The following is a 26,414-nucleotide window of genomic DNA, read 5'->3' on the forward strand; positions in this document are numbered from 1 at the left end:
ATGGCTCCACTTTTTCAACAAATCCTGACCTACGCCCTGCTACCCACGGTCGCCTTGACGGGCGGGGGTTTGCTTGCCCTGTTCATTCGCTTCGGTGTTCAGGCTCGTTCCGCCATCCTGCACTTTGCTGCCGGGGTAGTGTTCTCGGTTGTGGCAGTCGAGATTCTGCCCGACGTGGTGCGGCTGCACGATCCGTGGCTGACGGCTCTGGGTTTTAGCGCGGGTATTGGCCTGATGTTACTCATTCGTCAGCTCACCGAAGTACCGGTTGAGCCAAACACCGGCTCGCCTGCCGCACCGACCGGACAGTTTCCGCTGGCTTTTCTGCTGGCCATTGGGGTCGATCTGTTCATCGACGGCCTGCTGCTGGGGGTTGGTTTTGCTGCCGGGTCCAAAGAAGGTGTTTTGCTGGCGTTTGCGCTGGGTATAGAGGTGCTGTCGCTGGGGCTGGCTACGGCCACCTCCCTGACCAATGACGGTGTGACTCGTTCCCGAATCATCCGCCTGCTGCTGGGTTTGTCGGCTTTGTTCTTTGTCAGTGCCGTTGGCGGGGCGACCCTGCTGCACAACCTGCCCGAAACCGGCTTAGACATTGTGCTCTCTTTCGGGCTGGCGGCTCTGCTGTTTTTAGTGACGGAGGAACTGCTCGTTGAGGCCCACGAAGAACCCGAAAAGCCCTGGCTGACGGCCACCTTCTTCGCCGGGTTTCTCTTGTTTTTGGTGCTGGGCATGGTGGCTTAAGCCGGTACTCTAAACGTAATTAACACGATACCATAACGCTATGTCCGGTAAACAAATCTGGTTGCCCAAATTAACTGCCTTTCAGCGGTCATTGATCGCGCTAAGTGTTGGTCTGCTTGTTTGGCTGCTGACGGCTGACCGATTTGTCCTCCAAACCCGGCTGCTATTGTCGTTGCTGGCTTACGGGCTTTTTATGCTGATCTTGATCTGGGCCATCATTGGCTGGGCAGATGCCCGTCAGGTCGCCAGGCGGGAAGATGCCAGTCGGCCCGTAATTTTTCTGCTTACGGTGGGTGGCGCACTGGCAAGCCTGTTCGCCGTGGTGGGGATGCTGGGTTCATTGCGGGGACTATCAACCGCCGAAACGACCCGGCATGTGTTGCTGTCGGGCCTGACGGTGGGGAGTGCCTGGACGCTCATTCACAGCGTTTTTACGCTGCACTACGCGCACCTGTACTACTATGACGCGCAGGACACCCGGCAGGAAGGCGGTCTGGAATTTCCGGGTACGAAATCACCAGACTACCTTGATTTTGCTTACTTCTCATTCGTTGTCGGAATGACCTGTCAGGTTTCTGATGTCGCGGTTTCCCAACAACGGCTTCGCCGACTGACGCTTCTGCACGGGGTGCTATCGTTTGCCTTCAACACGCTCATTATTGCTTTTAGCATTAACACGGTTTCCAGTTTATTCTAACTTGTTTGACCACCAGAAGACAGACTCACCTGGCTCTCGTTACCTGTCAACGAACTATGGACGCAATCTTTATTGGTAGCTTAACGCTGAGTCTGCTCCACGCACTGATACCCAGCCATTGGCTGCCGTTTGTCACCATCGGCCAAACCGAGCGGTGGAGCGGGCGGCAAACGCTGACGGTTACGGCCATTGCGGGGCTGGCCCACACGGTGAGCACTACGCTATTGGGCGTACTGGTGAGTCTGGCGGGCTGGCAACTGGCCGAGAATTACCACGATCTCTCGGAGCGGGCGATCCCCCTGCTCCTGCTTGCCCTGGGGCTGTGGTATCTGATGCAACACCTGCGCCACCGCCACGTTCACGACCATATCGACGCGAACAGGGCGCGGAAAGCTCGTTCCTTCACCGCGTTGCTGCTGTCGCTGGGGCTGGCCATGTTTCTGTCGCCCTGTCTGGAAATCGAAGCGTATTTCCTCAGTGCAGGCGCGAAGGGCTGGAAGGCCGTAGCGTTGGTCGCCCTGATCTACAACGTGGTAACGCTTTCGGGTATGCTCCTGATGGTGAGCATTGGCCGACGGGGGCTACAGCGAGTTGACCCGCATTGGTTCGAGCATCACGAAAACCTGATTACCGGCCTGACACTCGTTGGGCTGGCCGTACTTAATTTTTTCATCGAATTTTAAATAGATTATGGCAGACGAACATAACCATGACGATGGTCACGACCACGGTGACGATGTCGAACTAATTGAAGAAGGGACAACGCCTGCCGCTGTGGCGGCTGAGAAAAAAGGGCCGTTCCAAACCTGGCGTACCTACGCCCCTGCCATCATCAGCTTAGTACTCCTGCTGGGCGGTATCGTGCTGGACAACTACGCGAAAGACTGGTTCAACGACCCCATCCGGCTTATCTGGTACGTGGTGGCCTATCTGCCCGTTGGCTGGCCGGTACTGAAACGGGCGTGGAGCAGCAGCATCCGGGGCGACGTATTTACCGAATTTTTCCTGATGGGCGTAGCCACCCTCGGTGCATTTGCCATCCGCGAATACCCTGAAGGCGTGGCCGTGATGTTGTTTTACACCATCGGCGAGTTGTTTCAGGATGCCGCCGTGCTGCGGGCGCGCCGGTCGATCAAAGCCCTGCTCGACGTGCGGCCCGACGAGGTGACGGTACTTAAAAACGGAAAAGCACAGGTGGTGCAGGCGGCAACGGTGGCCGTGGGCGACATCGTGCAGATCAAACCCGGCGAGAAAGTTGGCTTAGATGGTACGATGCGTTCGGACACAGGTACGTTCGATACGGCAGCTCTGACGGGCGAGAGTGTGCCGCGCACCATCGAGAAAGGCGAAGCGGTGCTGGCGGGCATGATTAACCGGCAGTCGCTGGTGGAGATGGATGTGACTACGCCCTACCAAGATTCTAAGCTGTCGCGCATTCTCAAACTCGTGCAGCAGGCCACGGGCCGCAAAGCACAGACGCAGGAGTTCATTGCCCGTTTTGCCAAGATCTACACCCCGATTATCTGTCTGCTGGCGGTGCTGATTACGGTCGTACCGTACTTCTTCGTGGCTGATTATCAATTCAGTGACTGGCTTTATCGGGGTTTGGTGTTTTTGGTGATCGGTTGCCCCTGCGCGTTGGTGATTTCCATTCCGCTGGGCTACTTCGGAGGTATCGGGGCCGGGTCGCGGCAGGGTATCCTGTTCAAAGGCTCGGTGTTTCTGGATCTGATGACCCAGCTAAAAACGGTCGTCATGGACAAGACCGGTACGTTGACCAAAGGGGTTTTCAAGGTGCAGGAAGTGAAACCCGTCGGCGTAGATGCCCTTGAACTGGCCCGGCTAACGGCAGCCCTGGAAAGCAAATCGACCCACCCGGTGGCTACGGCGATAATCGACTACGCCGGTCTGAACGCCGGAGGAAAAGGCTACGAAACCGTATCGGTCGATGGCGTAGAAGAGATTGCCGGGCACGGGCTGAAAGGCCGGGTCGAAGGAAAAGACATGCTGGCCGGAAACGCTAAACTACTCCGCAAATTCAACGTGGCGTTCGACGAGGCCCTGACCCAAATCCCCTTTACCATCGTTATGACGGCCCTCGATGGGCAGTTTGCGGGTTACTTCACCATCGCCGATGAGGCGAAACCGGACGCAGTCGAAGCCGTGAAACGACTGAAAGACTTCGGCATCCGCACCGTCATGTTATCGGGTGATAAGTCGGCGGTCGTCGAGATTGTAGCCAAACAGGTCGGTGTAGACGAGTGGCACGGCGATCTGCTGCCCGAAGACAAAGTGGCGCAGGTCGAGCGGCTCAAAGCGGATTTGGCGGGTAACCCCAAAGCCAAACTGGCCTTCGTCGGCGACGGGGTCAACGACGCGCCGGTGGTCGCTTTGGCCGACGTAGGTATGGCGATGGGGGGCCTCGGCTCCGACGCGACCATCGAAACCGCCGACGTAATTATTCAGAACGACGAACCGGCCAAGATTGCCACCGCCATTGCCATTGGCCGGGCCACGCGCCGGATCGTCTGGCAAAACATTACCCTCTCGATGGTGGTCAAAGCCATCGTGCTCGTGCTGGGTGCGGGCGGACTGGCGACGATGTGGGAAGCGGTCTTCGCCGACGTGGGCGTGGCCCTGCTGGCTATTCTGAACGCGGTTCGGGTGCAGAATCTAAAGTTTGACTAATTTTACACCTGACTTCTTGATTTCTAACGGATGAAACTAACCGGATTACTGGGACTTGCAACCGCTTTTATGTCGTCGCTTTGCTGTACGGTTCCCTTGCTGGCTTTCGTTGTCGGAGCAACCAGTACGGCTGGTTACTGGGCATGGCTTGAACCGTTACGACCCTATACAATTGCCCTGACGATTGGCGCGCTAGGATGGGCTTGGTATCAGCAGCTAAAACCACAAAAAACAATGGAATGCGCCTGTGAAACGACTAAAACGGTTTTCTGGCAGACTAAAGCCTTCCTGAGCTTGATCACAGGAATAGCCCTGCTTCTGTTGGCTTCTCCTTCGTATTCAAACTGGTTTTATCCAGGTAAAACCCTGGCGAACCAATCCATTTCATCGGATATACAACAGGTAGTGTATGTGACGATTAAAGGGATGACTTGTGGAGGGTGCGAACAACATGTGAAGAGCGAAATAACCAAACTGAAAGGAATTGCAGCGACTGCTATATCGTATCCACAAGGTCGGGCAGTTGTCAGGTTCGATCCCAAACAAACTTCGGCAGCAGCCATCAGAGAAGCCGTTTCTGCTACGGGCTATCAGGTCACAGCGGTAAAAATAGCCCCAGAGTTATGACACTTGTTTTAGAATCCGTATTGACCTGCCCGCAGTGCGGCCATCAGCAGACCGAAACCATGCCAATCGATGCCTGCCAGTTTTTTTACGATTGCACAAACTGCACGACAGTTCTCCGGCCAATAGTTGGCGACTGTTGTGTTTTCTGCTCATACGGATCTGTAAAATGCCCGCCGATGCAGGAAAATAAGGTCTGCTGCGGCCATTAATCTAGACAGGAGTTTCATTTTCGGTAAGAGCCGGTGGGCTGGCGACCATGTGGGAAGCGGTCTTCGCCAACGTAGGCGTAGCGATGCTGGCTATTCTGAACGCCGTTTGGGTGCAGCATCTAAAGTTTAAGTGAGTACAATCAACAAGACCCGTAGCTATCCGCTACGGGTCTTGTTGAAAGCAAACCGGCAGAACACGCCCCAATCAGGCTACCGGGTCCGAATGCTCTTTATCGTGCCCTTCGGCGTGATGCTCAGCAGCCGCGTGGGCATGCTCATCGGCCAGGCTGTGTTGACCATACGCCATATAGGCTGCATGGGCCTCTTGTTCGTGTTCGCCAGCCTCGTGGAGTTGCTGGGCCTTTTCGTGGTATTCGGCGGCTTTACGGAAATGGTAAGCGGCTTCTTTGTGATGTTCGTGTGCCATTTTTAACGTTGGTAGACATGAATATTGGTTTTACAACTGTTTGCTGTGTTGAAAGTTCAAATTCTCAAACCATAAGCCATGAAAAAATTACTCACCTCCTTATTCTGTCTGCTGTTCCCCCTGCTAACCCAGGCCCACAGTTATTGGCTCGAACTGAAAGGGTCCGGCAAAGTCGGCGAACCCATGACGGTCCAATGCTACTTCGGCGAACTCGACAATGGGGTGCGCGAAAAAGGGGCCGCTCTGAAGGGTATCAACGCCTTCACCGCGTCGGTGCTGCTGCCCGATGGTAGCCGGGAGCCGCTTACGCTCACGCCCGCCGAAAACTGCTACCAGGCGCAGTTCACCCCCAAACAGGTAGGTACGTACCAGGTGCTGCTGGTCAACGACACCCGCGCCGTGCAGGACTGGACTACACACGGAATGGGCATCGTGCGCCCCCGCGAATACCTTCGGGCCGTCTGTCAGGTCGGTGGGGGTACGTTGTCGGCTAAACCCGTTTTCTATTTGGATGCCACCCCTCAAAGCAAGCCAACGTCCGTTCTGCTTACGAAAGACGGTGCCCCCTATGCCAACGCATTGGTTAAACTGACCCCGCCCAACGGCAAGCCGGGCAAGCTAACAGCCAATGCCAACGGCCTGCTGACCCTCCCCACCGCCGGAGCCGGGCAGTACGTTATCGACGTGGATTTTATGGACAAAACGCCTGGGCAGTATCAGGGGAAAGCCTACCAGGCCGTTCGCAACAAAATGGCCCTGACTCTTACCGTGCAACCATAAATCGTCCCGAATGAGCAGCTAAAAGCCGGTCTTGGGTCAGCGTAGCTACCCAAGCCGAGTCTGCTCCCTCGCCCCGCCCGATCAATTCGCCGTAGTGGTTATAAAACAGAAAACCCCGGCTCTGACCACAGTAGCGGCACAGATGAAGAACAAACACCTCCTGCCCCCGATATTGGGCCTGATGTACTTCCCAACCGTAATGATAGGTCGGCCACGATTGGGCATTTCGAATCATCTGGTTCAGCCAGCGCAGTTTATGAACGGGCTGTTCGCACCAGTGCCGGTTAGCCGGGGGAAGACTATCCCGGTGAGGCTGAATAACCAACAGGCCCAGGCTGATAAGGAGAAAAAGTTTCATGCAGACAGAGTTTAGGAATAGTCATGGGGTACTTTGATTAGAAATACGTCGAAAAGCCAAATTGAAAACCGGCTGTCCTGCTGGGCGGATTACCCAGCAGGTCTGTCTGCCAGTGGTAGCGGTAGTTGGCCCGCACCACGGTTGTGGGGGAAGGGCGGAAACTCAGGCCCGGCACGATGGCCCAGAGATCATCGCGCAACGGATCGCCCGTCTCGGCGAACGTCCCTACGTTATAATCGACCCGCTCGACGCGCAGGGCCGCGTTGACGACGGCTTTTTTCCAGCCGAACAGCACTTTCTTCACCAGCGGATGCACGATGTCGATCCAGCCTCCCTGTTGCCTCCGGCCAAACTGCTGCGTATAGGTGGCGGGTACGTCGATGCTGGCCCACACAAATTCGCTGTTGATGAATGTACCGGTGGGCAGGGTGGTATTAAAATCCAATGCCCACAGATCCACCCGCCGCCGCTGATCCAGCACCAGCCCATCGACCTGGAATTTATTGTACACGCCCCCCATCCACGACAGGCCGATTTCGCCCCATTTCCGCCGTTTGAAAGCCGTTTTGAGCGTCACCAGCGGCACCCCGTTGAAACTTTCGTCAAAGCGGTCGCGGTTGGCTTTGGTTGCAGGCAGAAACGTGCGGTTCTCCGTGTTAGCGATGATCTGATCGTCGAAGCCGTTAGTCAGGTACGCTTCATATGCCCACACCCAGTCGCGGCTGTACTTCTTGCCAAATAGCCCGAAGCCCACGTTGCTCCAGGTTGAAGGGATGATCGTGACTGACGACAGTGGCCGGTCGATGAATTCCCACTTGGGGCCGTCGTGGTTCTGGTTGAACGAGCCAATCGGATTCATAATAATGCCCCCCCGCAGATTGAGCAGCGGAGTCAGCTCGATGTCCATCGCCGCAAACTCGATGTTGATTTCCTTCGTACCGTCCTCAAATTCGATCTCGGAGAGAAACTTGATCCGCCGATTAATGCTCGAAGCCAGGAAAATGGTCATCCGTCGGGCCTGAAAGGAAAGGCCATCGGTTTTGCCATTAGTCTGCATATACTGGCTGTTGGCTTCCAGATAGCCACCAATCGACACGGGTGCCTTCGTTGAGGTAAGAAACGGGCGGTCGTAGGTAGCGTCCATGTTGATCTTGAGCGTACCCTGCTCCTGTTTACCCTTGCGAAGCGTCGAGTCCCGGTAGAACAAGTCGGCAAAAGCCTTGGGCATGGGGGTCGAATCGGCGGCCATCGCTCCGGTTACAGCCGGAACCGAGGCAGACGTAAGGGGGGTCGAAACAGCTTGTGCATAAGCGGTCATTGTCGTCAGCACGTACCCAATTAGTAGCTGTAGTGTTCTCATAATCAGGCGATGTTGATGTAGATGTACTGGTCGTCGGTCGTTACGTCATAGCGTTTTAAACTCTCCTCGGCGGGACCTTCGGTTACCCGCCCATCGGTGTCGTATTCGCTGCCGTGGGCCGGACACGATAGGTATCCGTCGTGGGCATTGAGGTCATTGCCCTGATGGGTGCATTGCATCAGCACCGCCGTGTAGTTGTCGCCTCCAACCCGGCGCAGGTAAATCGGGTGGGTCTGATTTTTCATCTCAACCACCATAAACGGGCGTTGCCGTTTCCCGTTGGGGTCGAGGTCAAACTCTTTTTTACTGATTTGAATCGCCCATCCTTTGATGCGGGGGGCCTGCGCGTAATAGACGCTTGCGCAGCTCGTTAGGGTGGCCGTCAGCACCGATGTGCTGAGGCAGGCCATACCACAGGTTTTTAAAAAGTCCTGCCGGTTTAGTATCGCTTCTTTTTTCATGAGTGAACGCGTTGAGGTTAGAGGGAATCCAGAAAACGGAGCAGCTTATCGCGTTCAGCCTGAGCCAGTTTAGCGTACTTTTCCACGCTACGACTGGCTTCCCCGCCGTGCAGGCGGATGGCCTCGTTTACGGAGTGAGCGCGACCATCGTGGAGCAGGAACACCCGCCCGCCCTGCGAATTCTGCGACAGGCCCAAACCCCAGAGCGGTGGTGTCTTCCACTCGGCATTTTTAGCCATTCCTTCGGTATAACCGTCGTCAAGCCCTGCACCCATGTCGTGCAGGAGCAGATCCGTATAGGGCGAGAAAGCGCGGTCCGTCAGCGCGGCCACATCCGACGGCCCCGTTTTCCAGTCGGGTGTGTGGCATTTGCCGCAATCCAGGCTTATGAACAATTGTTTACCGGCCACCACCATCGGGTCAGTGGGGGTACGTTGTACCGGTACCTTTAGTGTTCGCAGGTAAAAAACGACTGCATTGACTTTCGCCGACGACACCTCCGGGTCATCTACGCCGTCATCCTGCCCCGACACATCATAGTTTACGGGATCTTCCGAATCAAACTCGGAGGTGATACCCATATCCTGCTTGTAAGCATTGACGGTCTGGTGCAGCAGGTCGATGGCGGCTGCTTTTTTGCCAAACCGCCCAACGTACCTGCCCTGCTGCACTTTATGAAACCATTGCGGCTTAAAGTAATCGGGGGCCTGAATCCAGTTGGGTACACCCGAAATGCCATCCCCATCCCGGTCGGTTGGGTCGGCGTTTGCCAGAATCTGCTCGTCGGAGAGAGCAGCCAGTAGGCCCAGGCCAGTGTTGGCGGGTGGTGTAAACCTGGAGAATGTCACCCCTACCGGCAGCCGTTCGGCTACATGGCCCGGAATAGCCCGGTTCTGAAGTTGCGGCCCGCCCTGCTCCATAAATTGGTTTCCCGTATCGTCGTGCTGTCCGAAGCGGGTGAGCGTGGTGAATGGCGTTCCTTTGCCATCACCTGCATGGCAGGAACCGCAAGAGTTGGCGACGAAAATAGGACCCAAGCCTGTTGCGGGCGTAAAAATATCGCGGTTAAAAGCGGCATCCCCCAGCAAGAACCGGGCATTCTGTTCGGGTGTCAGCTCGGCAATTGGCCCATCGAGCAGGGCATCGTTGGCGGGAGCCGCAGGCAGCAGAGCCTCACAGGCTACAATGCCAAAAACGACGGTTGCCAGTAATAGACACAGTATAGTTATCTTCTTCATCAGAAAGCAGAAAAAAGGTGAGTAGCACGACACAGCACTCCCGGTCGTCATAGACTAGCAGGCTGTTTAGTGCCAATAGCAGACCTGAACAGGTCTGTTAATGCAAGAAGCGGAGTGAAATGGGCGGGCCGCGTAGCGTGGGCCGGGCCAGCGTGACCGTTCGTTCCTTAGATGTTGGTGCGACAGGAACGGAACGGATGATAAAGCGCACCCACAGGAGCAGAAAAGCGATCAGCAGGGCGAAGGTGGGTACGAATGCTACGTTACTGATCGCATCCAGCAACACCAATTCATGGGTCGTGTGCGGATTAGCCGACAGCGGGCACGATTTGGCAAACAGATTGTAAGGGTGCGCGTGGGTGATAATCTGCCCGTTTGCTAACCGGTGAGCATGGCGAAAAACCACCGAGTTGATTTGCATCAACATGAGTAGTCCAAGCAACAGCCGGGCGATCCATTGTCGTATGTTTACTCGCAGTAACAACTATCTGTCAAGGCGATTAAAAGAGTTTAACGCACTTACTTCACAGGCATAACATACGGAGTAATCAAAAGTTTAGATTACCCTAAATTTTTATTTTGACTAACGAAAATGCGTTATTTTGTCAACTGCTTTTGTATCACCTTAAAAAAGGATTGAGTGCAATCTATGAAAAATACTTATCCGCAAATTTTTCTACATGCACGTCGCCAACTGCCGGGAATACTGTTCGGGGGCGAAACCTGGCGATAACAGACACACTCCTTGTTCGTTGCGAAACCATGAAACAGTACGTTGTTACCGGCCTGATATGGCTGACCTCACAGGCTTGCTGGGCGCAGGCGAAACCGACAAAGGCAATGGAAACCAACTTGAAACAGAAAATCGCACTGGCCTGCAAGCTCACTGATCGCGATCAGATCAAGCGAATGAATGAGTTGCACCAAACGCTGTTCAAGAAAGTAGCCCGAACGGTCGAACATCCGAACAGCTATGAATTGGTCTTCAACCAGTCAGATGACGCAACGCTTGCGGACCTGACCGAATTTATCAGGTTTGAACGGCAGTGCTGTCCCTGGCTGGTCTTTCACCTGACATGTCAGCCCGAACAAGGCCCGATATCGTTGGAAATGGGCAATTCAGCAGAAACCAAGCAAATGGTATATCTGGTCATGGAACTGGATAAACTCCCCCTCTCTGCTTCCAGGTGAGTGGCATATAGGTCAACTAAAGGGATGCCCTCTACGGACTGCGAACATCGCGTGAAAGCGAAGTAACTCGGCTCATAGAGGTTACAATCGTCGCTATTCAAACAAACCAACTGATATGGCTCTTCTCTTAGAATCTGAATTGACCTGCCCTCATTGCAGCTACCAACAGACTGAAATCATGCCAACTGATGCCTGTCAGTTTTTTTACGAATGAGCAAAAAACACAACAGTCCTCCGCCCAAAGGCCGGAGACTGTTGTGTTTTTTGCTCATACGGATCTGTAAAATGCCCGCCGGTCCAGGGAAAGATGTTCTGTTGTAGTCAATAAACCTACATAGTTACTTCATTCCTGGGTACGTCCCGGTTCCAATGCCCTCCTAGCCCGTTGCTCGGTACGCAGTCGTCAGCCTTGGCAGCTTCGTCTTTACGCGGCTGAAATGGAGTTTCTAAATCAGTTTTTCGGTCGCTATTTCCGCTCAAACTGGCAAAACGTGAACGCCTGCTTGGCTCCAGATGGGGTTTGGTGCTCGGTAGTTTCGCAGTGCCGTTTGGTAAAGTGTGCGCTGAACTGCCGGGCCAGCGTATCGGGGGCGTACTGCCGGACGGGTAGGCCGCTACAGTGGGTCGGGCCGTTTTCGGCGAACGTACCTACTGTCAGTATCCCCCCCGTTTTGATCCCGGCTTTCGCCACAGCCAGATAACGGGCGACCTCGGCGGGGGTGGTTAGAAAGTGGAACGCAGCCCGGTCGTGCCAGATGTCAAACGGCTGATCGGGTTGGTAGCTAGTGATGTCCGCCACGATCCAGGATACTAGGTCGGCTCGGTTGCCCAGACGCCGTTTGGCCCGCTCCAACGCACTCATTGAGATGTCCAGCACCGTCAGGTTAACAAAGCCCAGATCCAGCAACGCGTCTACCAGGCGACTGTCGCCGCCCCCTACATCGATAAGACGGGCCTGTGGGGATAAGCCAAACGACACTATGGTATCGACCGAGCGTTGGGGATAGGCTTCGTACCAGCTAACCGTCTCAGCGGCTTTAGTCTGGTAGACTTGGTTCCAATGGGTCTGATCCATATGAATGGCTGGTTTATAGAACAAAGAATGGCAGCTTTCCAGAGAAAGTCAACGTCTCAAAAAGCATTACCCCGTTATCGGTAAGCGATCAGTTCTCTTTTTAAAACGGGCAGCTTATGTTCTTAATCAGTAGAATGTCCACTTAGCAAAGGTCTGAGTACTGTTGAGGACGTAAACAGCAGAAAACGGGCGCGACCTCGTGTGATAACCTGTAGCCGGGAACCGCTAATTAGGTCGGTTACAGGAAATTGATTAGCGATCACTCACCAAAAATTGACCGTTGTGATTCTGAGCACAATACCATGCCACTAAATAAGATGTTTGTATGATTGTCAGTATCTTATCATCGTTAATGCAGGGGATTGGCCCACTTATTGCGGCAGTTTGGCCAACGTGCTGACCGCACTGAGTGATGAAACAGCTTCCCGCCCCCGGCCATCGACGCAGCTACGCCGCCACGGAGAAACATGCCTGCCTTGAACCTGTCTTAGCCGGGCAACAATCCGAACAGCAGGCCGCTCAGCTAGCCGGGGTGGCTCATCGGACTGTGCAGCGATGGCTCCGTCAGTATAAACAACACGGGCTGGCTGGGTTAGATACCGCCTGTCGGGCCGATCAAAAAAAGCCCCGCCCGTTGAATACAGGGTGGCAGGAAGTTACCCGGGCGTTGGCCCTGGCACGCCCGGCGTATCAGGTTTCGGACATCCATGCCTGGATTGTCAACCAGGCCACCCTGACGAAACGAACGCCCCCCGCTTACCCAACCGTACGCCGCTGGTTTGGCCAAATTGACCCCGCTCTGTTGGTCTTAGCCCGTAAAGGGCCCGAAGCCTACCGACAGGAATGCGAACTGGTGTACCGCTGGGAAACTGCCTACCCCAACGCGCTGTGGCAGGCTGACCACACGCCGCTGGATGTGGCCGTGGTCGATGAAAAGGGGAACGTTGTGCGGCCCTGGCTAACCTTGATCGAGGATGACTACAGTCGCTGTGTCTGTGGCTTCTATCTCTCGGTCGACCATCCCAATGCGTTGCACACGGCCTTAGCGTTGCGCCATGCCATCTATCCCAAAGGCAAAGCCAACTGGCCGGTATGTGGCATTCCTCAACGCCTCTACTCCGACCGGGGGCGCGACTTTCTCTCCAAGCATTTAGCCGAGATCTGTTTACGACTGCACGTCGAGGTCGTCCGTACCCGGCCCCGGCGGCCCCGGGGAAAAGGCAAAATCGAACGCTTATTTGGCAGTCTCAACACGGGTTTATTGCGGACCTTACCCGGTTACACGAAAGCACCGGCCCCTGACCCCGACCTACCCTTGTTGACCCTGAAGCAGTTGGAGGCAAAGTTAGAGGTGTTTATTACCGACGTGTATTTAGTTCGCGCCCATCGCTCGACGGGCCAGACACCTCTAGAACGCTGGCAGGCGGGCGGTTTCGTGCCGCAGCAACCGGTAGATTGGTCCGTACTGGACACCCTGTTACTAACCGTGAGCAAGCCCCGTCGAATACTTAAGGATGGTATTCACTTCCGAGGGTTGCGGTATCTCTCCACGGTGCTGACGGCGTACGTGGGCGAGTGGGTGACGATTCGGTATGACCCCCGTGACTTGGCCGAAATTCGGGTCTATCTGGGCGAGGAATGTATCGGCAAAGCGGTTTGTGTACGCATCAGCGATCAAACGGTGAGTCTGAAGGAACTCGATAAGGCCCGCCGTCAGGTCAATGCCGACCGGCGCACTAAACTCCGGCAGGCCCGTGACTACCTGGATGCCCTGACGCCGACAGCCGCACTGGCTGCCTCGTCGGTGGCGACCACCGCCCCGGATGCTGTGCCTGTGGTGGAGCTACTGCATCCTACACCCAGTTCAACGGCGTTAAAACTGTATGCCTATGGCCATCGAACTGAATAAGCCCTTTGAAGACCAGACGGGGGTTCGCTTCATCCAGATGCCGGGCAGCCGCTGGTTTGATGAGTTCGCGACGGCCTGCGGGCAGTATCGCTACATCGGCCTGTGCTACGGGGCGGCGGGGGTGGGTAAGACGTGGTCAGCACGCTACTTTTCCCAGTGGGAAACAGCCCAGCGCGTCCTGAAGCAAGCCTACTACGATTCCCCCGTGCTAACGCCGCCGAATCGGGAACCTCTGGTCAAAGCCATTTATTACACCGCGCCGGTCACCAACACGCCCCGCCGGTTACAGGAGGATCTCGCCCTCGATTTCAATACGTATCGGCAGGTAGGTCGCTTGTCGGAAGAGCTAAACCGTACCCTGCTACCGACGGTGCCCGCTATTCTGCTGGTCGATGAAGCGGATCGGCTCAACGTGAACTCCCTAGAATTCTTACGCGATCTCTACGACCACCACGGCTTTGAGCTGGTGTTGATTGGTATGCCTGGTCTGGAGAAGCGGCTCAAACGCTACCCACAGTTGTATTCCCGAGTGGGTTTTGCCCATCATTTTCGGGAGTTGGCCAATCAGGATTTAACCATGCTGCTCACCGGGCGAGATCAGGCCAATCAACCGTTGCTGGTTCACCCGCCGTTCGCCGATGAGCTGACCTTGGGGGCGGTGGTTCGGACTTGCCGGGGAAACATGCGCCTGCTGACACGTCTATTGAGCCAGATTGACCGGATTGTCGCAATAAATCAATTGAAGCATGTAACCCTGGAGGTGGTTCAAAAAGCCAGCCTGCTGCTGACGATTGGCCCGCCGGATTAACCCGCCCGTCAACCCGTTCCATTCAGGATGTCAACCCACCGCTCTATGCCCGTCAGCCGCCTGCTGCCCACCGAACTGGATCCGTCCGTCTGTTGCTCGCCCACCTATCTGTGGTTAGTCCATGCGCAATACGATGATGTTATCGATCAGTATCCGCAACCCATTATCGCCTTCTTACAGTATTGTGCCGGTACAGGCCAGCCGGCTGACCGGGACAGCCTGGGCGCGTACCTGGTCCATGTTCAGCGGCAGGCGATCATGGGCGTGGGGCGGTTTCTAAGCCTTAGTTTTCGTCTGGCGGCTCCAGGGCTGTTATCGCCTGCGCGCTGGCAGCAGCAGCCTCAAGTTCCCCCGTATTGTCTCTCCGAGCTGATTCGCTACTGGGGTTGGTCCCAGCGACGGATCGGCCCCATGACGCTGAATGGACTGACCCATTGGTTCGCTTTTGTGCAGCAGCGGGGGTGGCGGGGACAACTTTGTGTGGAGTGGGTTGATGCCTATCTGGCCGAGGGTCGAGCGCAAGGCGTATCCGAAGTAGTGTTAGCCCTGCGTTTGGCGAGTATTCGTCGCTGGGCTGGCGAGTTGTGTCGGTTGCGCACGAAGCTTCGGTTGGAACCTAGTCAATTGCCTGTATTGGCTCTGTTGAGTCAGTATCACGATGAGGTAGCCGGTTGGCCTCTGCCAGCTCAACCCACTGAGTCCGATGATCACGCGTATCTGAAGGCGACGTATCGGAACTGGGCCGCTGACCAACTAATTGCCGAGTGGCTTCGTCGGGGTGTCACGTTAGCCAGTTTACCGCACTTGCGCTATAGTCAGATCAAGTATGAACACGAGCTTGGTGTGGTGCTGCGCTTTACGGACGGGCGGACCAGGCCCCGTGTGCTCAGTGCAGTGGAACTGTATTTGTATGACGACCATATGCGTTTGGCCAAGGGGATCTCGACTCATTCGGACGACGCAGTGCTCTTCGCCGATTGGGCGCAACGTTGGCCTCGGCTACGCCATCACCTTCGCCGCCGACGGTGGCAGCCCAAAAAAGCCCCCGATGAATGGCCGCAGCAGGTCTACTACCAAACGGAAGGAGTTAAATTATTGGAACGGTTGAGATGGCGGCACGTTCATTTTCAACTGCCGCCTTGCCGCTGAGGCTCCCAGCGGGTAGTCAATAGCCATTTGTGTTGAACAAATGGCCTTTCTGACTAATGAGGCCTGTTTGTAGGTTGTATGGGCTGTTTTTTAAGCCAGACGACACAAAGCATGAGCACTTTGACGACACAAAGCGTGAACACTGACATATCTTATTCGATTGATGTGTGTTACGGTCAGGCAACCAGAATCTGGTTGAACGCTACAGTTCGATAAGCCCTCGGAAGGGGTGCGGTATCTGTTGTCGGCAATAGTGCGAAGACGGTAAATTTGATAGTTTTGCAACTGTATCATTCAAAACTTATGAACGAGAATCCACCGAACCATGCCACCAATGAGGAGCTTAAAAGACAGAATGCGGCATTGATGCAAAAACTTCATGATGCTAATCAGCAGGTTACCGTTCAGCAGAACGATAGCCAGGAAAAGCTGCTTAAAATGGGGTCCGAACTGTTAGACACGTACCTCAAAAATAAAGCTAATACTGAGCGTTTCCTTGCTGAGAAACAGGCGGAGTATCAGCACAAAGAACTAGAAACGGTTGAGCGGCTCGATTTCAGAGATAAAATTTATAAAGGGCTAATGCTCATTTTTCTGATTGCCGCTTTACTCGGCTCCACTCAATTTGGAGTATTTGACAAATTGGCTCCAATAATCAGCCTTCTGATCGGTTTGTTATTCAAAAACAGTTTAATCTCTGAATTTTTTACCGCAACGAAGAAGCGGTCAGGTGACATTGAGGAAGAATAAAATTATGTCAATGAAATTTAATGTATTGAAAAGTAAAAAGCTGCTACAAAGGGCCATAAACTTGCCCAATCGAATTATTGATGACGAGGATTTCTCACACAGTAAAGTGGTGGATTGACAGTTGGCCGAAGGGCAATATGAGCGAAAACGTGTAAGCTTGTTATACGAGGTTCAAGAGTTAATGCTTGAAACACGCAGCTTTATAAAAGCTGTCTACGGCATTGATAATGAATGCTTTAGATAGATTCACAAAATAGGATTCACTTCGGAAAATAAAGGGTTTGTGATGAATACGTTTAATGTAAATTACAATAAATACTGGCAAGAAGGGAAAGGGGAGATTATTTCATTGTTGAGTAACATCGTTTCGGAAGAAGAAGCCAAAGCAGAACAGGAAATTCATAATAAAAAAGACGTTCCATATTTTCAACTTTGCCTGTTTGCCTTGTTGTTTCTCGGTTTGGTTACCGTTGTTTGGCAACTACCAGCCTCGGTATACGAGCAGTTTATTGCTGGCGATAAAATCAGTCAGGCCAGAGCGGTGTTATCAATTTGCACTGGCTGTTTATCGCTGATTGTTGTGAAGCCCGATAGTTGGAAAGAGTTGTTAACTGCCTTTGTAGCATCTGCTTTAATTTTTATACCTCTTCTGAAGTGAGTTCGATAAGTCGATCCACTTGGTCAGGACGGAGATACTGTATTAAAGCCTCTCTCGAAGCCTTCAATACAGCCTCAGTTGAAAGCAAATTTGCTTCATAAAGCCGTAAGTAATCACCCCGGTTAAGACGGATAGGCAGTGACAATAAACCAAGAGCAGCTTTGGGTAGTCCCGTTTCCAGTTGTTTAAGCAAGATGTCAACATCCTGCGCCATCTCATCAGGCATCGGAATCAGCATAATACTGGCGATCTCGTAAGCTGCCCGAAGGTAGAGCCGTGTCCGGTCCGCAATACCCCGAACGTCTCCAGCTCCAATGTTGCCGGCATATGGTGTAACCGAGTAATGGCTTTCTATTTGCGCTATAGGGTGCCCGTTTATCCAAACCCACAAGATGGCCGCTCGTTTACAACGTCCATTATAATCGGGGGCATCTTTGGCACCCCACTGAAGGGCTTGTACTACTGGACGACCGTAACGCCTATCAACTTCGACAGCCCAAGTTCCTTCCTTTGTTGCTTTCTTCGCGATAGGCGTATAGCCCCCAACCTCTTCCAGCACTTGTAGATGTGCCATCAACGTCTCGGCTGTGAGGCCCCCCGAAATACGTTTTAGAAGCATTACCAACTTTAAAGCAGTTGAAAAGGCAAGGTTAGATCGACCGCAAGCTTTGCCTAACAAGCTCAATCGAAGCATACCCAGCTCTTCCTCAATGAACCCGTAGGCTTCCATTTGATATAGCACAATCGACAGGCGAGTTTGTATCTCGTCCTGCCAATTCAATCGTTGCCGACCAGCCAGATAACCACCGTATGTCCTCGACAAAAGCCGAATAATTTGATCCTTAGGAATTTCTTTCACTTGTGACAGCAGACGCAGTATCCAAGTGTCGGTCTGCTCAGGTTCGAACGACGAACGAATTGGTTCGGGTTGTCCTCTGACATAGCGATTAAATAGGCGTTGCCGTTCGTCAGGAGTTTCGGCCAACATAATGCTGCGACCCTGCTCGGACAATCCCAACCGACCAGCCCGACCAGCCATGTTCTTATATTCAGCGACGGTAAAAGATTGCCGCGTCTCTCCGTAAAAGAAGTTCTCAACAATTATGACCGTCGATGCCGGCGTGTTAATACCAGCAGCTACCGTCGTCGTTGCGACTAACACTCGAACCGGACTGTTAATCGCTCTAAATGTCTGTTCAACAACGGTACGTTCCTGACGGTTGAGGTCCGAGTTGTGAAAAGCGGTGCCCCCCACCAAAGCCTTTCTTAAGTCGGAAGAGGCCGATGACGGGTCCGAGTCAACCAGTTTGGACAACGCATCGTTAGCAGGCGGCAAACCCAGGGCGTTAGCCAGATAAATAGAACAGCCTACCGTCGAGCCTTTTTGATTTCTAAAGATCAGTATCTGTTCCTGACGAGCTACCAAATCGATGACTAATGGCACAATTACATCCTGACTCCCCGGTTTATCCTTCCGCCGAACGATTCGGTATGCAGGGAGCAATTGCTCGGCCCGTTCCTGACCGGTTGGGTCTATATACTGAAACACCCCCGACCGGTCAAGTACGCCCTCAATTAATGGGATGGGTCTTTTCTTAGTAAATAGAAGTTGACAATCGAGCCATTCATTGAAATAATTAATGCTACCAATTACTGCGGATAGCGTTACGATTTGGCAATCAACGCCTTGCTCCCTTGCCGTCAGCAGATTCGTTAAAATCAACTCGACCGTGATACCCCGGTTCGTATCAGTGATAAATTGTGCCTCGTCTAACACAATCAATCCTATCTTACTAAGCAACGCTGGGACGCCGACGGAGAGATTGAGGAACATTTCATACGTAAGCAGGGCTATGTCATATTTGCCCTTGATGAACGAAGTGGTATCATCGGTGTAATCGCCTGTACACCGAATGACTCGTTGGTTTAGTAGGGTGCCATAGAAGTCGGAAAAGTCATCAAATTTCTCACCGACGATGGCTCGGTAGGGTAAAAGGAACACGGCTTTACGCCCTTGAGTAATGGCTTTCGCGGCTGCCATTTCGCCAACAAACGTCTTGCCGGAACTGGTAGGAGCTACAATTACGGCTGATTTACCATCCAAGATGCGTAGTTCATTGACCGCTTCTAACTGTAGCTCATTCAACCCGTTCGGAAACCGATTGGTCCATTGCTCAAGCAAGGGCAGAGACAAGCCAAAGTTAGCTAGTTGACTGATCGTCGCACTTACCTTTACGTTGTTTGTCTCGGGAAACGCCCGTAGAAAAGTTGGGCCTGGCACTAAGGGAGGGAAGTTTAACCCTCCTTCGATGAGGTTAAAATAGATGGGAGTCTGTTCCCACCCGTATTGAGCTGTTATAGCGCGTACCCGTTTAGCCGAATCATCCATCAACTGTCCGATACTAATTCCCTCGGCAGAGTTAATAAACGTTTGTAGAAGAGCATGAGTGAATAAACCATGTCCTTTCCATTCATAAGCCGGCTGATCATCTTTTGATGCAGCTATGATAACGCGCCCTTTACCTTGCAGGTCAGCGACTGTCGTCAAATTGCTCCGAGGAACTGGCAGATCGGCAAGCACGCGGGCGGTCGCCCCTCCGCTGAAACAACAGTCCAGAATAACAATAACAACTCGGGCTTTTGAGTCAGCTAGATTGGTTGCTAACTCATCCATTGGAATGGTTGACGTGTCGATGGCTGCAACATCGGCATCATGTGGTACTAACTGATGAGCTTCCGTACCATGTCCAGCGAAATAGAACAATGCAACATCGTCCATTTCCGCTGCCACCAATGTTTCGTTTAGTGCCTGACGAATATTAGCTGTGGTGGCCTCCTCGTTTATCAACAGTTTGGCCTCAAGAGCAGGCATGGAGTCGACAAAGAGCGAATACATGGCTGTAGCATCTCTTGTTGCTCCAGCAAGGTCACTTATGAATGAACTGGCGTGCTTATCAACGCCAATGAACGTAGCCCGAAAAGTCATGGTGTGGTAAATACAGGTGGATCGTTACTGTAAGTCAGCCTTTCGCTTAAAAGCTCCGATAGGCAATGATCGAGGGACTTCGGCCCGATCCTGTTCCGACATTAATCCGCTACGATGGCTTCCGTTTCTTCAGATACTGTGAGATAGCCTCCCACACAACCTCGCGTATGTCGACTTCATCGTCAAGGGCGATCTGCTTTATGGCCTTAGACATGTTCCTGGGTACTTTAACATTCAACTGGACTAATTCATCGTCTTTGTTGATTGCCGATTTGGTTGCAGGCTTGTCCACCTCAGCCACCGGATTCACTTCCTGAATGGGTGTCTGTGACGGCTCATTCTTTAATTTATCGGCCAGTCTGGCTTTTCGTTCTGCAAGGGTCTCTGCCATGTTGGTGTTCGTTTACAGTTGGTCGATGATTTCTTCGGCCAGATCGGCCATCTCTTCGTGTGCTTTGGTATCCTCTAACTGCACAATGCCGCCTGCAACCACAGATCGGATATAGCTGACTCGTTCGTGAATTCGTGTAGTCAGCGTCGGTATGGGATACGCATCGAGGATATCTTTGATTTCCCGATTCATCGACGTGCGTGGTTTCACCATATTCAATACAATTCCCGCTTTCAGATCGGCCCGTTCCTGCTGACTCTGCTGAAGCATAGCCATCGTCGCTTTCAGGGCCATTGCGTCCAGGTAGCTTACTTTAGTGGGTACAAGCACGAAGTCCGAGATAGAAAATAAGTCGTTTAGTCGGTTGGTTAGGTACGGGGGCGTATCAATGATGATAATATCCAGTTCCGGGTACGTTCCCTCCTGCAAGGCTTCGTAGCTCACCAGCGTTATACCGTCCAGCAACGTATCAAGGCCCTGCACACTGCCCTGCAAGTCAGTATCAACGATACCTACGCGTTTGATGTCTTTTAGATAGAAAGCCAGGTTCAGCGCGAGTGTCGTTTTACCGACACCCCCTTTCTGGTGAGCCACAGTGATAATCTTCATGGTCGGCGATCAGCTTACAGGTTTTGCCTAGGCAAGTAGCAAAATTTATCTATCTAAAAAAATAGTCAACTATTTATAAACTAATTAACTATAAAACTATTCAACTAACCAACTGATTATCAATGATGTTTTCATGCTTTACCCGTACACACCGACTACGAATAATTCAGTTTGTCAGCGAGACGGTACGTTCAAATGTGAAGATGCCGACAATCTGTTGCGTGGTCGAAAAAATGTCTGAGGCTTTAACCACTGTTATCTGACCACTACGCGGAGTGCCATTCACAAACTGATATAACGTAATGGGAAAGGTATAGGTCACCTGGCGCGCACCACTGGTTCCGGCAATTGTCCTGTTGACTACCGTGACGGCATTGTAATCAGTAAGGATGTCTTTTTTAATGGTAAAATACCCGCCGTTCGTCGTGCCAGTCGCGGTATAATTAACGGCGTAGGTACCCAAATCGAGAGCGGTATACGTACCCGCCGTACCCTGTCCCGACAGCACGAAGCGGACAGAATCTTCCTTCACCACCGTTTCTACTTTATAAACCTGTCCTTTTAGCTGTCCGCGCTCCTCTGTGTAGCCATTCGCTAAGGCAAGCTTGATGCACGTGTACGTACCACTCAGCCGAACTGACGATTTGCTCGATTGCTCGTTCTGTTGCTCAAGGGATAAAGGCACTTCCTGTTGGCTACCCGAACAACCAATTAGACAATAAAAACTAATGACACCGATAAGAAAGACGAGTACGATTTTCTGAACTATAGTAAACATAGCGAACAAAGAGGATAAAACGTATAGCAAATATATGGGTACCTAATCACTCAGAAAAGCAACGCCTATATGTTCACCTGCACGTTCTAAAATGTATTCAATGAGTTGATAAACCAACTCATTGGTTATCAGTATACATCTAGCTTAATCAGAATATTTCAATAATTTTTTACCTATTAATATTTAATATTTTAAATATTTACGGCATCTTTGCATTGTCATCTGGCCGGAGACGTAACGCTTTATTCCAACTTTTTCATGAAACGAATGTACACCGTCGGGCGGGGGCTGTTGCTACTTGCGCTGACAAACGGTATGGCAGTTGCCCAAAATGTCGACCAAACCAAAGGTATAGGAGCTGGGGTACAGGTACTGACCCAAACAACTAAGGATTTACAGGATTACTTCCGGCCCATGACGACAGTGATGTACGTCATAGCCGCTATCGTCGGCATCTTCGGGGCGTTCCGCATCTACTCTAAAATGCAGGCGGGCGATCAGGACGTGCAGAAATCGGCGGTTAACTGGGGCGGTTCGGTGCTCTTCCTGCTGGCTTTCGCAGCCATTCTGGAAGCCGTCTTTTTCCAGACACCTTAACCAACTCCCACTGATGTTCCCGGTGAAAACTTTGCTCATTATGGGCTGCCTGTTAGTCGCGCTAACAGCAACCGCGCAGAACGTTGACCTGAGTGGCAACCCCGCTGCTTCAGTCGGCATTGATGGTCAGTTTACGAATCCGATCTTGAGTCGGTTGCCGACCTTTTTAAAGTTTGTCTGGGCAGTGTGCGGCCTCAGTGCTTTAATCGGCGGGCTACGTATCTATGCCCGCGTACAGGCCGGAACGGGTGAATTTGCCGTGGAAACCTGGCGATTAGCCTCAGCCGTCATCGGTTTGGCGATCATTGCCTCGTTCCTGCAAGGCTGGGTGAGCTACCGAATGCCTGCCGTAACAGCGGCCCGGTTTGGATCAGACAGGCTCATCTACCGGGGCAGTGAAGATGAATCCGAAATCGCTGACTCGTCGCCCGGCGATGTGGCCGCTACGCCGTATCGACCCGGCATGGATGCCCGCGTCGATTCAATTCGGAACTACTACCGCACAGCATCTGACTCTCTGCGTCAACACACCCGACTGACCCGATGATTCTGCTCTACGACGAATTTCAGGCTTACGGGCAGGTCAAATCAATTGGGTTGTGGCTGTGTGCGTTCGGGGCTATCGTGGCTGGTTTCCGCATCTATCAGCAGTGGAACCGGGGTGAAGAGGTAGAAGGGCCAGTTGTGCTATGGCTCACGGGCATTGCGTTCTGCGGGGGCATGGTGTTTCTGGTTGATCGCTTCATTCTGAGTGGGGCCTTTTCCTCTTCGTTCGGGGGCAGTGACTACCTCGCCCAAACCTATACCCAGTCAATGGCGGTCGAGAGTAGCCGGGCGGCTCTGCTGCTGGGTATCGTGGTGGCTATCGTCGGGTTAATTCGGGTGTTTCAGAAGTTCCGCCGGGGCGACGACGATCTCTACGACTTTCTGTTCAAGTGGTTTGGCTCGCTGGCCTTCCTGTTTTTGATGAGTACAATCATTTCCGCTATGCTATGAAATCCTTTCCCATCCACCGGGGAGCCGACAACGAAATCGAATTTCGGGGCCTCCGGGGCCAATACTTCTACTACGCAGCCGGTGGGCTGATTGCGTCGGTCTTCGCTACGTTGCTGGGGTACGTACTGGGCGCGCCCATCCTACTGGCTATCCTGCTACTAATCATTGGTGCTGGTGGTACGTTGGCCTGGTGCTACACCCGCAACGACCGTTACGGACGCTGGGGGTCCGTTAAGCAACAGGTACGTCAGCTAAAACCCTCGTTCGTGTGTCAGTACCAGTCGTTTAATCGGCTGTTACCCGTTCGGACAACTACAACCCGAAAAGTCCGATGAAAAAGTCTAAAACGCTGGCTGATCTGTTTCCAATTCTCTGCATTGATGAGACCACGCATTGTGTCGTCTCTAAAAACGCTGATATCACGGCTGCATTCGAGGTGCAGGCCCCTGAGATTTTTGCGGTGTCCGACGGGGAGTACGATACGTTGCATGACATCCTGATCCGGGCGACTAAGGTGTTGCCGACGGGCTACATGGTGCATAAACAAGACTTCTTTATCGAAGACGTATATACACCCCCGTTCGGTAGTGAATTTCTGAGAACCTCAAATTATGTAGCGTGGGAAAACGAGCGGCATTTTGCTGACCGCCCCTACCTGCGGCACCGGTGCTATCTGTACGTAACGCGCCCGGCATCGCCCCCACTTAAGCGAACGAGCAGTCAGTCGTCGTTACTGAAACGGCATCTGGTGCCGAAAGAGGTACTGGACACACGTACCTGGGCGGAGTTTGTCGATGTGGTTAATCAGTTTGCGGCCATTTACCAAGATTCGGGGAAGATCAAACTTCAGCGATTGGGGCCAGACGAGTTACTCGACAATGGCGAACAAACGGGGCTGTATCAACGGTACTTCTCGCTTTCGCTCGATGATCCGACGCTGCATGACGTGGAGTTAACCGATGGTCTGAAAGTGGCCGGTCAGCAGACCTATACCTATGCCATTTCGGAACTGGGTGATTTTCCCAACGAGGTCTATAACTCGGCCCGGTTGGAGCAGTTCTCCACCGACAGCAGTCACTTCCCCATTTCGACAGGGTCCGCCTTGGGGATGTTGCTACCCTTCAACCACATTTATAATCAGGTGTTGTTGATCGACGACGGCGATGCACTGACGAATCAGTTGGTGCGGGAAGTGAAACGGCATCACTCGTTCGCGGCCTGGTCGAAGGAAAACGAAGTCAGCATCCGCTCGAAGGACGCGTTCATGGAAGAAGTCAAAGACCGGAACCGGCGGGTGGTGCGGGCGCATTACAACGTACTGGTTTTTCACCGTGACCCCGACGTGGCCGATACGTACCGGTCGCAAGCAGCAGCGGCTATTTCCAAGCTGGGCTTCAAGCCGAAGCTGGCCAGCCACGATGCCGAAACGTTGTTCTGGTCGTGCATACCGGGTAACATCGCCGAGATTGGGGCCGATAACCTGGCCACCTGTTTTCTAGAAGAAGCCACCGCCCTTTGGAACACGGAGACCAATTACCGCGACGATTTTTTCTGTAAAAACGGTCTGCTCCTGACCGACCGCTTTGGTCGGCCCTGCATGGTGGACCCGTTCTTCGAGCCGATGCAGCGCGGCATTATCGCTAACCGGAATTTCATGGTTGTGGGCCCGTCGGGGTCGGGTAAGTCATTCACCATGAACAACATGGTCTATTACCTGCTCAGCCACGGTATACACGTGAGCTTAGTCGACGTGGGGGGTTCCTACAAACGATTGTGCTCGCTGATGGGAGGCCGCTACATTACTTACGAGCCGGACAATCCGATTGAGTTCAACCCGTTCTACAGTGCCGACCTCGACCCTGACGAAGAAACCAAAGATGCCCTGGCAAACCTGCTAATGGCCCTTTGGAAAAAAGACGGGGAGCCAACCACCAAAGCCGAAGAGGTAACGGTGGCCAACATCGTGCACGAGTACTACGGGGCCATACGCCGGGCGCGTCAGGCCGGAGACGAGTTATTCCCCTGTTTCGACAGCTTCTATGAGTTCACCCGCGATACGTACCCCGCTATTTTCGAGCGGAACATGGGGTCGGAGAAGGAATTCAACCTGAATAACTTCCTGTACGTGCTACGCCCCTTTCATGCCGACAATCAGTACGGGTATCTGCTCAATTCGCGCCGGAACATCGATTTGATGGAGTTGCCGTTCGTGATCTACGAATTGGATAACATCAAGGACCACCCGGTGCTGTTTCCGATCACGACGATCATGATTATGAATACGTACGTGCGGAAGTTGTTCAGCGTGAAGGGCGTGTTGAAAATGCTCATTATCGAGGAAGCCTGGAAGGCACTGGCGAAAGAGAACTTTGCTCAGTTTCTGAAATGGTGTTCCAAAACGGTGCGAAAACACTGGGGATCATTGGGCGTAGTAACGCAGGAGGTGGACGATCTGGTGGGTAACGCGATTGTGAAAGACGCGATCATCAACAACTCGCCGATCAAGTTTCTGCTCGATCAGCACAACTACGAAAAGCGATTTACCGAAGTAATGCAGACGTTGTCGTTGTCGGAAAAGCAGGCCAACATCATCCTGAGCATTAACAAAGGCAAAGACCCCAATCGACCACCGTACAATGACCTCGCATTGCTGCTGGGCGATTATTGCAAGGTCTACGGTGTGGAGGTGAGCCGCACGGCCTACGGCACGTTCACAACCGAACGGCAGGAAGTAGAAGCCATTAACGACCTCGCTAAAGCACATTACGGCAATGAATTAGAGTCGGCGGTGAAAGGCTGGGCACGGGGCGAACGAGCCGGGGGCTACCTACCAGTCAACTCGGCAGGCGTACCGCTGCTTCATCCAAACGGTCAGCCGCCAAAAGCATTGAATGGCAGCAGCCAAACGTAACGCCAATCAGACAATCCATT

29 protein-coding genes and 1 pseudogene are annotated in these 26,414 nt (G+C 53.0%); 19 read left to right on the forward strand and 11 right to left on the reverse strand.

Translation table 11 applies throughout. The annotated features are described in order from the left end of the window. From ACAW74_RS27855 to ACAW74_RS27880, 6 genes are read left to right on the forward strand one after another with little or no spacing between them, the layout of a single operon-like run. Nucleotides 1–741: a ZIP family metal transporter gene (locus tag ACAW74_RS27855; protein ID WP_370701530.1), complete on the forward strand. Its 741-nt coding sequence runs from the start codon at nucleotides 1–3 to the stop codon at nucleotides 739–741. 40 nt (nucleotides 742–781) lie between these two features. After that, nucleotides 782–1,438 carry a DUF1345 domain-containing protein gene (locus ACAW74_RS27860; protein WP_370701531.1) on the forward strand — a complete coding sequence of 219 codons (657 nt, stop codon included), beginning with the start codon at nucleotides 782–784 and terminating at the stop codon, nucleotides 1,436–1,438. Nucleotides 1,439–1,494: 56 nt separating this feature from the next. Then, nucleotides 1,495–2,121, forward strand: coding sequence for a hypothetical protein (locus tag ACAW74_RS27865; protein ID WP_370701532.1), 627 nt, complete (start codon nucleotides 1,495–1,497; stop codon nucleotides 2,119–2,121). A gap of 7 nt (nucleotides 2,122–2,128) precedes the next feature. Further along, nucleotides 2,129–4,126 (forward strand): heavy metal translocating P-type ATPase, encoded by a 1,998-nt coding sequence (locus tag ACAW74_RS27870; RefSeq protein WP_370701533.1) that lies wholly within the window; start codon nucleotides 2,129–2,131, stop codon nucleotides 4,124–4,126. 30 nt (nucleotides 4,127–4,156) lie between these two features. Next, nucleotides 4,157–4,753: a mercuric transport protein MerTP gene (merTP, locus tag ACAW74_RS27875; protein WP_370701534.1), complete on the forward strand. Its 597-nt coding sequence runs from the start codon at nucleotides 4,157–4,159 to the stop codon at nucleotides 4,751–4,753. Further along, complete coding sequence (locus tag ACAW74_RS27880) at nucleotides 4,750–4,962, forward strand: GDCCVxC domain-containing (seleno)protein (RefSeq protein WP_370701535.1); 213 nt, start codon at nucleotides 4,750–4,752, stop codon at nucleotides 4,960–4,962. Before merTP ends, ACAW74_RS27880 begins: the two co-directional genes overlap by 4 nt. Before the next feature lie 205 nt (nucleotides 4,963–5,167). Here ACAW74_RS27880 and ACAW74_RS27885 read toward each other — a convergent pair whose 3' ends face one another. Next, on the reverse strand, nucleotides 5,168–5,389 hold the full coding sequence (locus ACAW74_RS27885; RefSeq protein ID WP_077923909.1) for a hypothetical protein: 222 nt from the start codon (nucleotides 5,387–5,389) through the stop codon (nucleotides 5,168–5,170). A gap of 78 nt (nucleotides 5,390–5,467) precedes the next feature. Here ACAW74_RS27885 and ACAW74_RS27890 point away from each other — a divergent pair, with 78 nt between their 5' ends. Then, nucleotides 5,468–6,169 carry a DUF4198 domain-containing protein gene (locus tag ACAW74_RS27890; RefSeq protein WP_370701536.1) on the forward strand — a complete coding sequence of 234 codons (702 nt, stop codon included), beginning with the start codon at nucleotides 5,468–5,470 and terminating at the stop codon, nucleotides 6,167–6,169. Here ACAW74_RS27890 and ACAW74_RS27895 read toward each other — a convergent pair. From ACAW74_RS27895 to ACAW74_RS27915, 5 genes are all read right to left on the reverse strand, one after another. Continuing rightward, complete coding sequence (locus ACAW74_RS27895; RefSeq protein WP_370701537.1) at nucleotides 6,153–6,527, reverse strand: hypothetical protein; 375 nt, start codon at nucleotides 6,525–6,527, stop codon at nucleotides 6,153–6,155. The two genes, ACAW74_RS27890 and ACAW74_RS27895, sit on opposite strands and share 17 nt — an antisense overlap. A gap of 37 nt (nucleotides 6,528–6,564) precedes the next feature. Then, a complete protein-coding gene (locus ACAW74_RS27900; protein ID WP_370701538.1) occupies nucleotides 6,565–7,887 on the reverse strand; it encodes a hypothetical protein in 1,323 nt (440 codons plus the stop codon). Between the two features lie 2 nt (nucleotides 7,888–7,889). Next, nucleotides 7,890–8,348 carry a QcrA and Rieske domain-containing protein gene (locus ACAW74_RS27905; RefSeq protein WP_370701539.1) on the reverse strand — a complete coding sequence of 153 codons (459 nt, stop codon included), beginning with the start codon at nucleotides 8,346–8,348 and terminating at the stop codon, nucleotides 7,890–7,892. A gap of 17 nt (nucleotides 8,349–8,365) precedes the next feature. After that, nucleotides 8,366–9,586: a di-heme oxidoredictase family protein gene (locus ACAW74_RS27910; RefSeq protein WP_370701540.1), complete on the reverse strand. Its 1,221-nt coding sequence runs from the start codon at nucleotides 9,584–9,586 to the stop codon at nucleotides 8,366–8,368. Nucleotides 9,587–9,683: 97 nt separating this feature from the next. Continuing rightward, nucleotides 9,684–10,070 carry a DUF8478 family putative metalloprotein gene (locus ACAW74_RS27915; RefSeq protein WP_502918618.1) on the reverse strand — a complete coding sequence of 129 codons (387 nt, stop codon included), beginning with the start codon at nucleotides 10,068–10,070 and terminating at the stop codon, nucleotides 9,684–9,686. A gap of 278 nt (nucleotides 10,071–10,348) precedes the next feature. On the opposite strand from ACAW74_RS27915, the gene ACAW74_RS27920 reads away from it, so the two are divergent. After that, on the forward strand, nucleotides 10,349–10,777 hold the full coding sequence (locus tag ACAW74_RS27920; protein WP_370701542.1) for a hypothetical protein: 429 nt from the start codon (nucleotides 10,349–10,351) through the stop codon (nucleotides 10,775–10,777). Between the two features lie 235 nt (nucleotides 10,778–11,012). Then, nucleotides 11,013–11,105: pseudogene (locus ACAW74_RS28700) on the forward strand (GDCCVxC domain-containing (seleno)protein); the annotation flags it as partial. A gap of 138 nt (nucleotides 11,106–11,243) precedes the next feature. Here ACAW74_RS28700 and ACAW74_RS27930 read toward each other — a convergent pair. Beyond that, nucleotides 11,244–11,852 carry a class I SAM-dependent methyltransferase gene (locus ACAW74_RS27930; RefSeq protein WP_370701543.1) on the reverse strand — a complete coding sequence of 203 codons (609 nt, stop codon included), beginning with the start codon at nucleotides 11,850–11,852 and terminating at the stop codon, nucleotides 11,244–11,246. A 412-nt stretch (nucleotides 11,853–12,264) separates the two neighbouring features. Between ACAW74_RS27930 and ACAW74_RS27935 the strand changes: the two genes are divergently transcribed. From ACAW74_RS27935 to ACAW74_RS27955, 5 genes are all read left to right on the forward strand, one after another. Next, nucleotides 12,265–13,761 carry a TnsB C-terminal domain-containing protein gene (locus ACAW74_RS27935; protein ID WP_370701544.1) on the forward strand — a complete coding sequence of 499 codons (1,497 nt, stop codon included), beginning with the start codon at nucleotides 12,265–12,267 and terminating at the stop codon, nucleotides 13,759–13,761. Continuing rightward, nucleotides 13,742–14,569: an AAA family ATPase gene (locus tag ACAW74_RS27940; protein ID WP_370701545.1), complete on the forward strand. Its 828-nt coding sequence runs from the start codon at nucleotides 13,742–13,744 to the stop codon at nucleotides 14,567–14,569. The genes ACAW74_RS27935 and ACAW74_RS27940 overlap by 20 nt, the downstream gene beginning before the upstream one ends. 45 nt (nucleotides 14,570–14,614) lie before the next feature. Continuing rightward, the gene (locus ACAW74_RS27945) at nucleotides 14,615–15,718 is read left to right on the forward strand and encodes a hypothetical protein (RefSeq protein ID WP_370701546.1); all 1,104 of its coding nucleotides are present in this window, start codon (nucleotides 14,615–14,617) and stop codon (nucleotides 15,716–15,718) included. A gap of 303 nt (nucleotides 15,719–16,021) precedes the next feature. Then, a complete protein-coding gene (locus tag ACAW74_RS27950) occupies nucleotides 16,022–16,468 on the forward strand; it encodes a hypothetical protein (RefSeq protein ID WP_370701547.1) in 447 nt (148 codons plus the stop codon). A 286-nt stretch (nucleotides 16,469–16,754) separates the two neighbouring features. Then, nucleotides 16,755–17,126 carry a hypothetical protein gene (locus ACAW74_RS27955; protein ID WP_370701548.1) on the forward strand — a complete coding sequence of 124 codons (372 nt, stop codon included), beginning with the start codon at nucleotides 16,755–16,757 and terminating at the stop codon, nucleotides 17,124–17,126. Here the strand turns inward: ACAW74_RS27955 and ACAW74_RS27960 are convergent. From ACAW74_RS27960 to ACAW74_RS27975, 4 genes are all read right to left on the reverse strand, one after another. Beyond that, nucleotides 17,107–20,112, reverse strand: a complete 3,006-nt coding sequence (locus tag ACAW74_RS27960; protein ID WP_129606088.1) for a DEAD/DEAH box helicase — start codon at nucleotides 20,110–20,112, stop codon at nucleotides 17,107–17,109. The genes ACAW74_RS27955 and ACAW74_RS27960 overlap by 20 nt on opposite strands. Before the next feature lie 109 nt (nucleotides 20,113–20,221). Next, nucleotides 20,222–20,503 (reverse strand): hypothetical protein, encoded by a 282-nt coding sequence (locus ACAW74_RS27965; RefSeq protein WP_370701549.1) that lies wholly within the window; start codon nucleotides 20,501–20,503, stop codon nucleotides 20,222–20,224. Nucleotides 20,504–20,515: 12 nt separating this feature from the next. Further along, complete coding sequence (locus ACAW74_RS27970; RefSeq protein WP_129606093.1) at nucleotides 20,516–21,112, reverse strand: nucleotide-binding protein; 597 nt, start codon at nucleotides 21,110–21,112, stop codon at nucleotides 20,516–20,518. A 166-nt stretch (nucleotides 21,113–21,278) separates the two neighbouring features. Beyond that, nucleotides 21,279–21,797, reverse strand: a complete 519-nt coding sequence (locus tag ACAW74_RS27975) for a hypothetical protein (RefSeq protein ID WP_240699479.1) — start codon at nucleotides 21,795–21,797, stop codon at nucleotides 21,279–21,281. Nucleotides 21,798–22,148: 351 nt separating this feature from the next. Here ACAW74_RS27975 and ACAW74_RS27980 point away from each other — a divergent pair, with 351 nt between their 5' ends. From ACAW74_RS27980 to ACAW74_RS28000, 5 genes are read left to right on the forward strand one after another with little or no spacing between them, the layout of a single operon-like run. Continuing rightward, entirely contained in the window at nucleotides 22,149–22,487 is a 339-nt protein-coding gene (locus tag ACAW74_RS27980) for a DUF4134 domain-containing protein (protein WP_129606095.1), read from the forward strand. Between the two features lie 13 nt (nucleotides 22,488–22,500). Beyond that, complete coding sequence (locus tag ACAW74_RS27985) at nucleotides 22,501–23,034, forward strand: DUF4134 family protein (RefSeq protein WP_129606097.1); 534 nt, start codon at nucleotides 22,501–22,503, stop codon at nucleotides 23,032–23,034. Further along, nucleotides 23,031–23,483, forward strand: a complete 453-nt coding sequence (locus tag ACAW74_RS27990; protein WP_370701550.1) for a DUF4134 family protein — start codon at nucleotides 23,031–23,033, stop codon at nucleotides 23,481–23,483. Before ACAW74_RS27985 ends, ACAW74_RS27990 begins: the two co-directional genes overlap by 4 nt. Continuing rightward, the gene (locus ACAW74_RS27995) at nucleotides 23,480–23,818 is read left to right on the forward strand and encodes a DUF4133 domain-containing protein (protein ID WP_370701551.1); all 339 of its coding nucleotides are present in this window, start codon (nucleotides 23,480–23,482) and stop codon (nucleotides 23,816–23,818) included. Before ACAW74_RS27990 ends, ACAW74_RS27995 begins: the two co-directional genes overlap by 4 nt. After that, nucleotides 23,815–26,394: a TraG family conjugative transposon ATPase gene (locus ACAW74_RS28000; protein WP_370701552.1), complete on the forward strand. Its 2,580-nt coding sequence runs from the start codon at nucleotides 23,815–23,817 to the stop codon at nucleotides 26,392–26,394. Before ACAW74_RS27995 ends, ACAW74_RS28000 begins: the two co-directional genes overlap by 4 nt. Nucleotides 26,395–26,414: the final 20 nt, after the last annotated feature.

This window comes from Fibrella musci (genome assembly GCF_041321105.1).
GTDB classification, from domain to species: domain Bacteria; phylum Bacteroidota; class Bacteroidia; order Cytophagales; family Spirosomataceae; genus Fibrella; species Fibrella musci.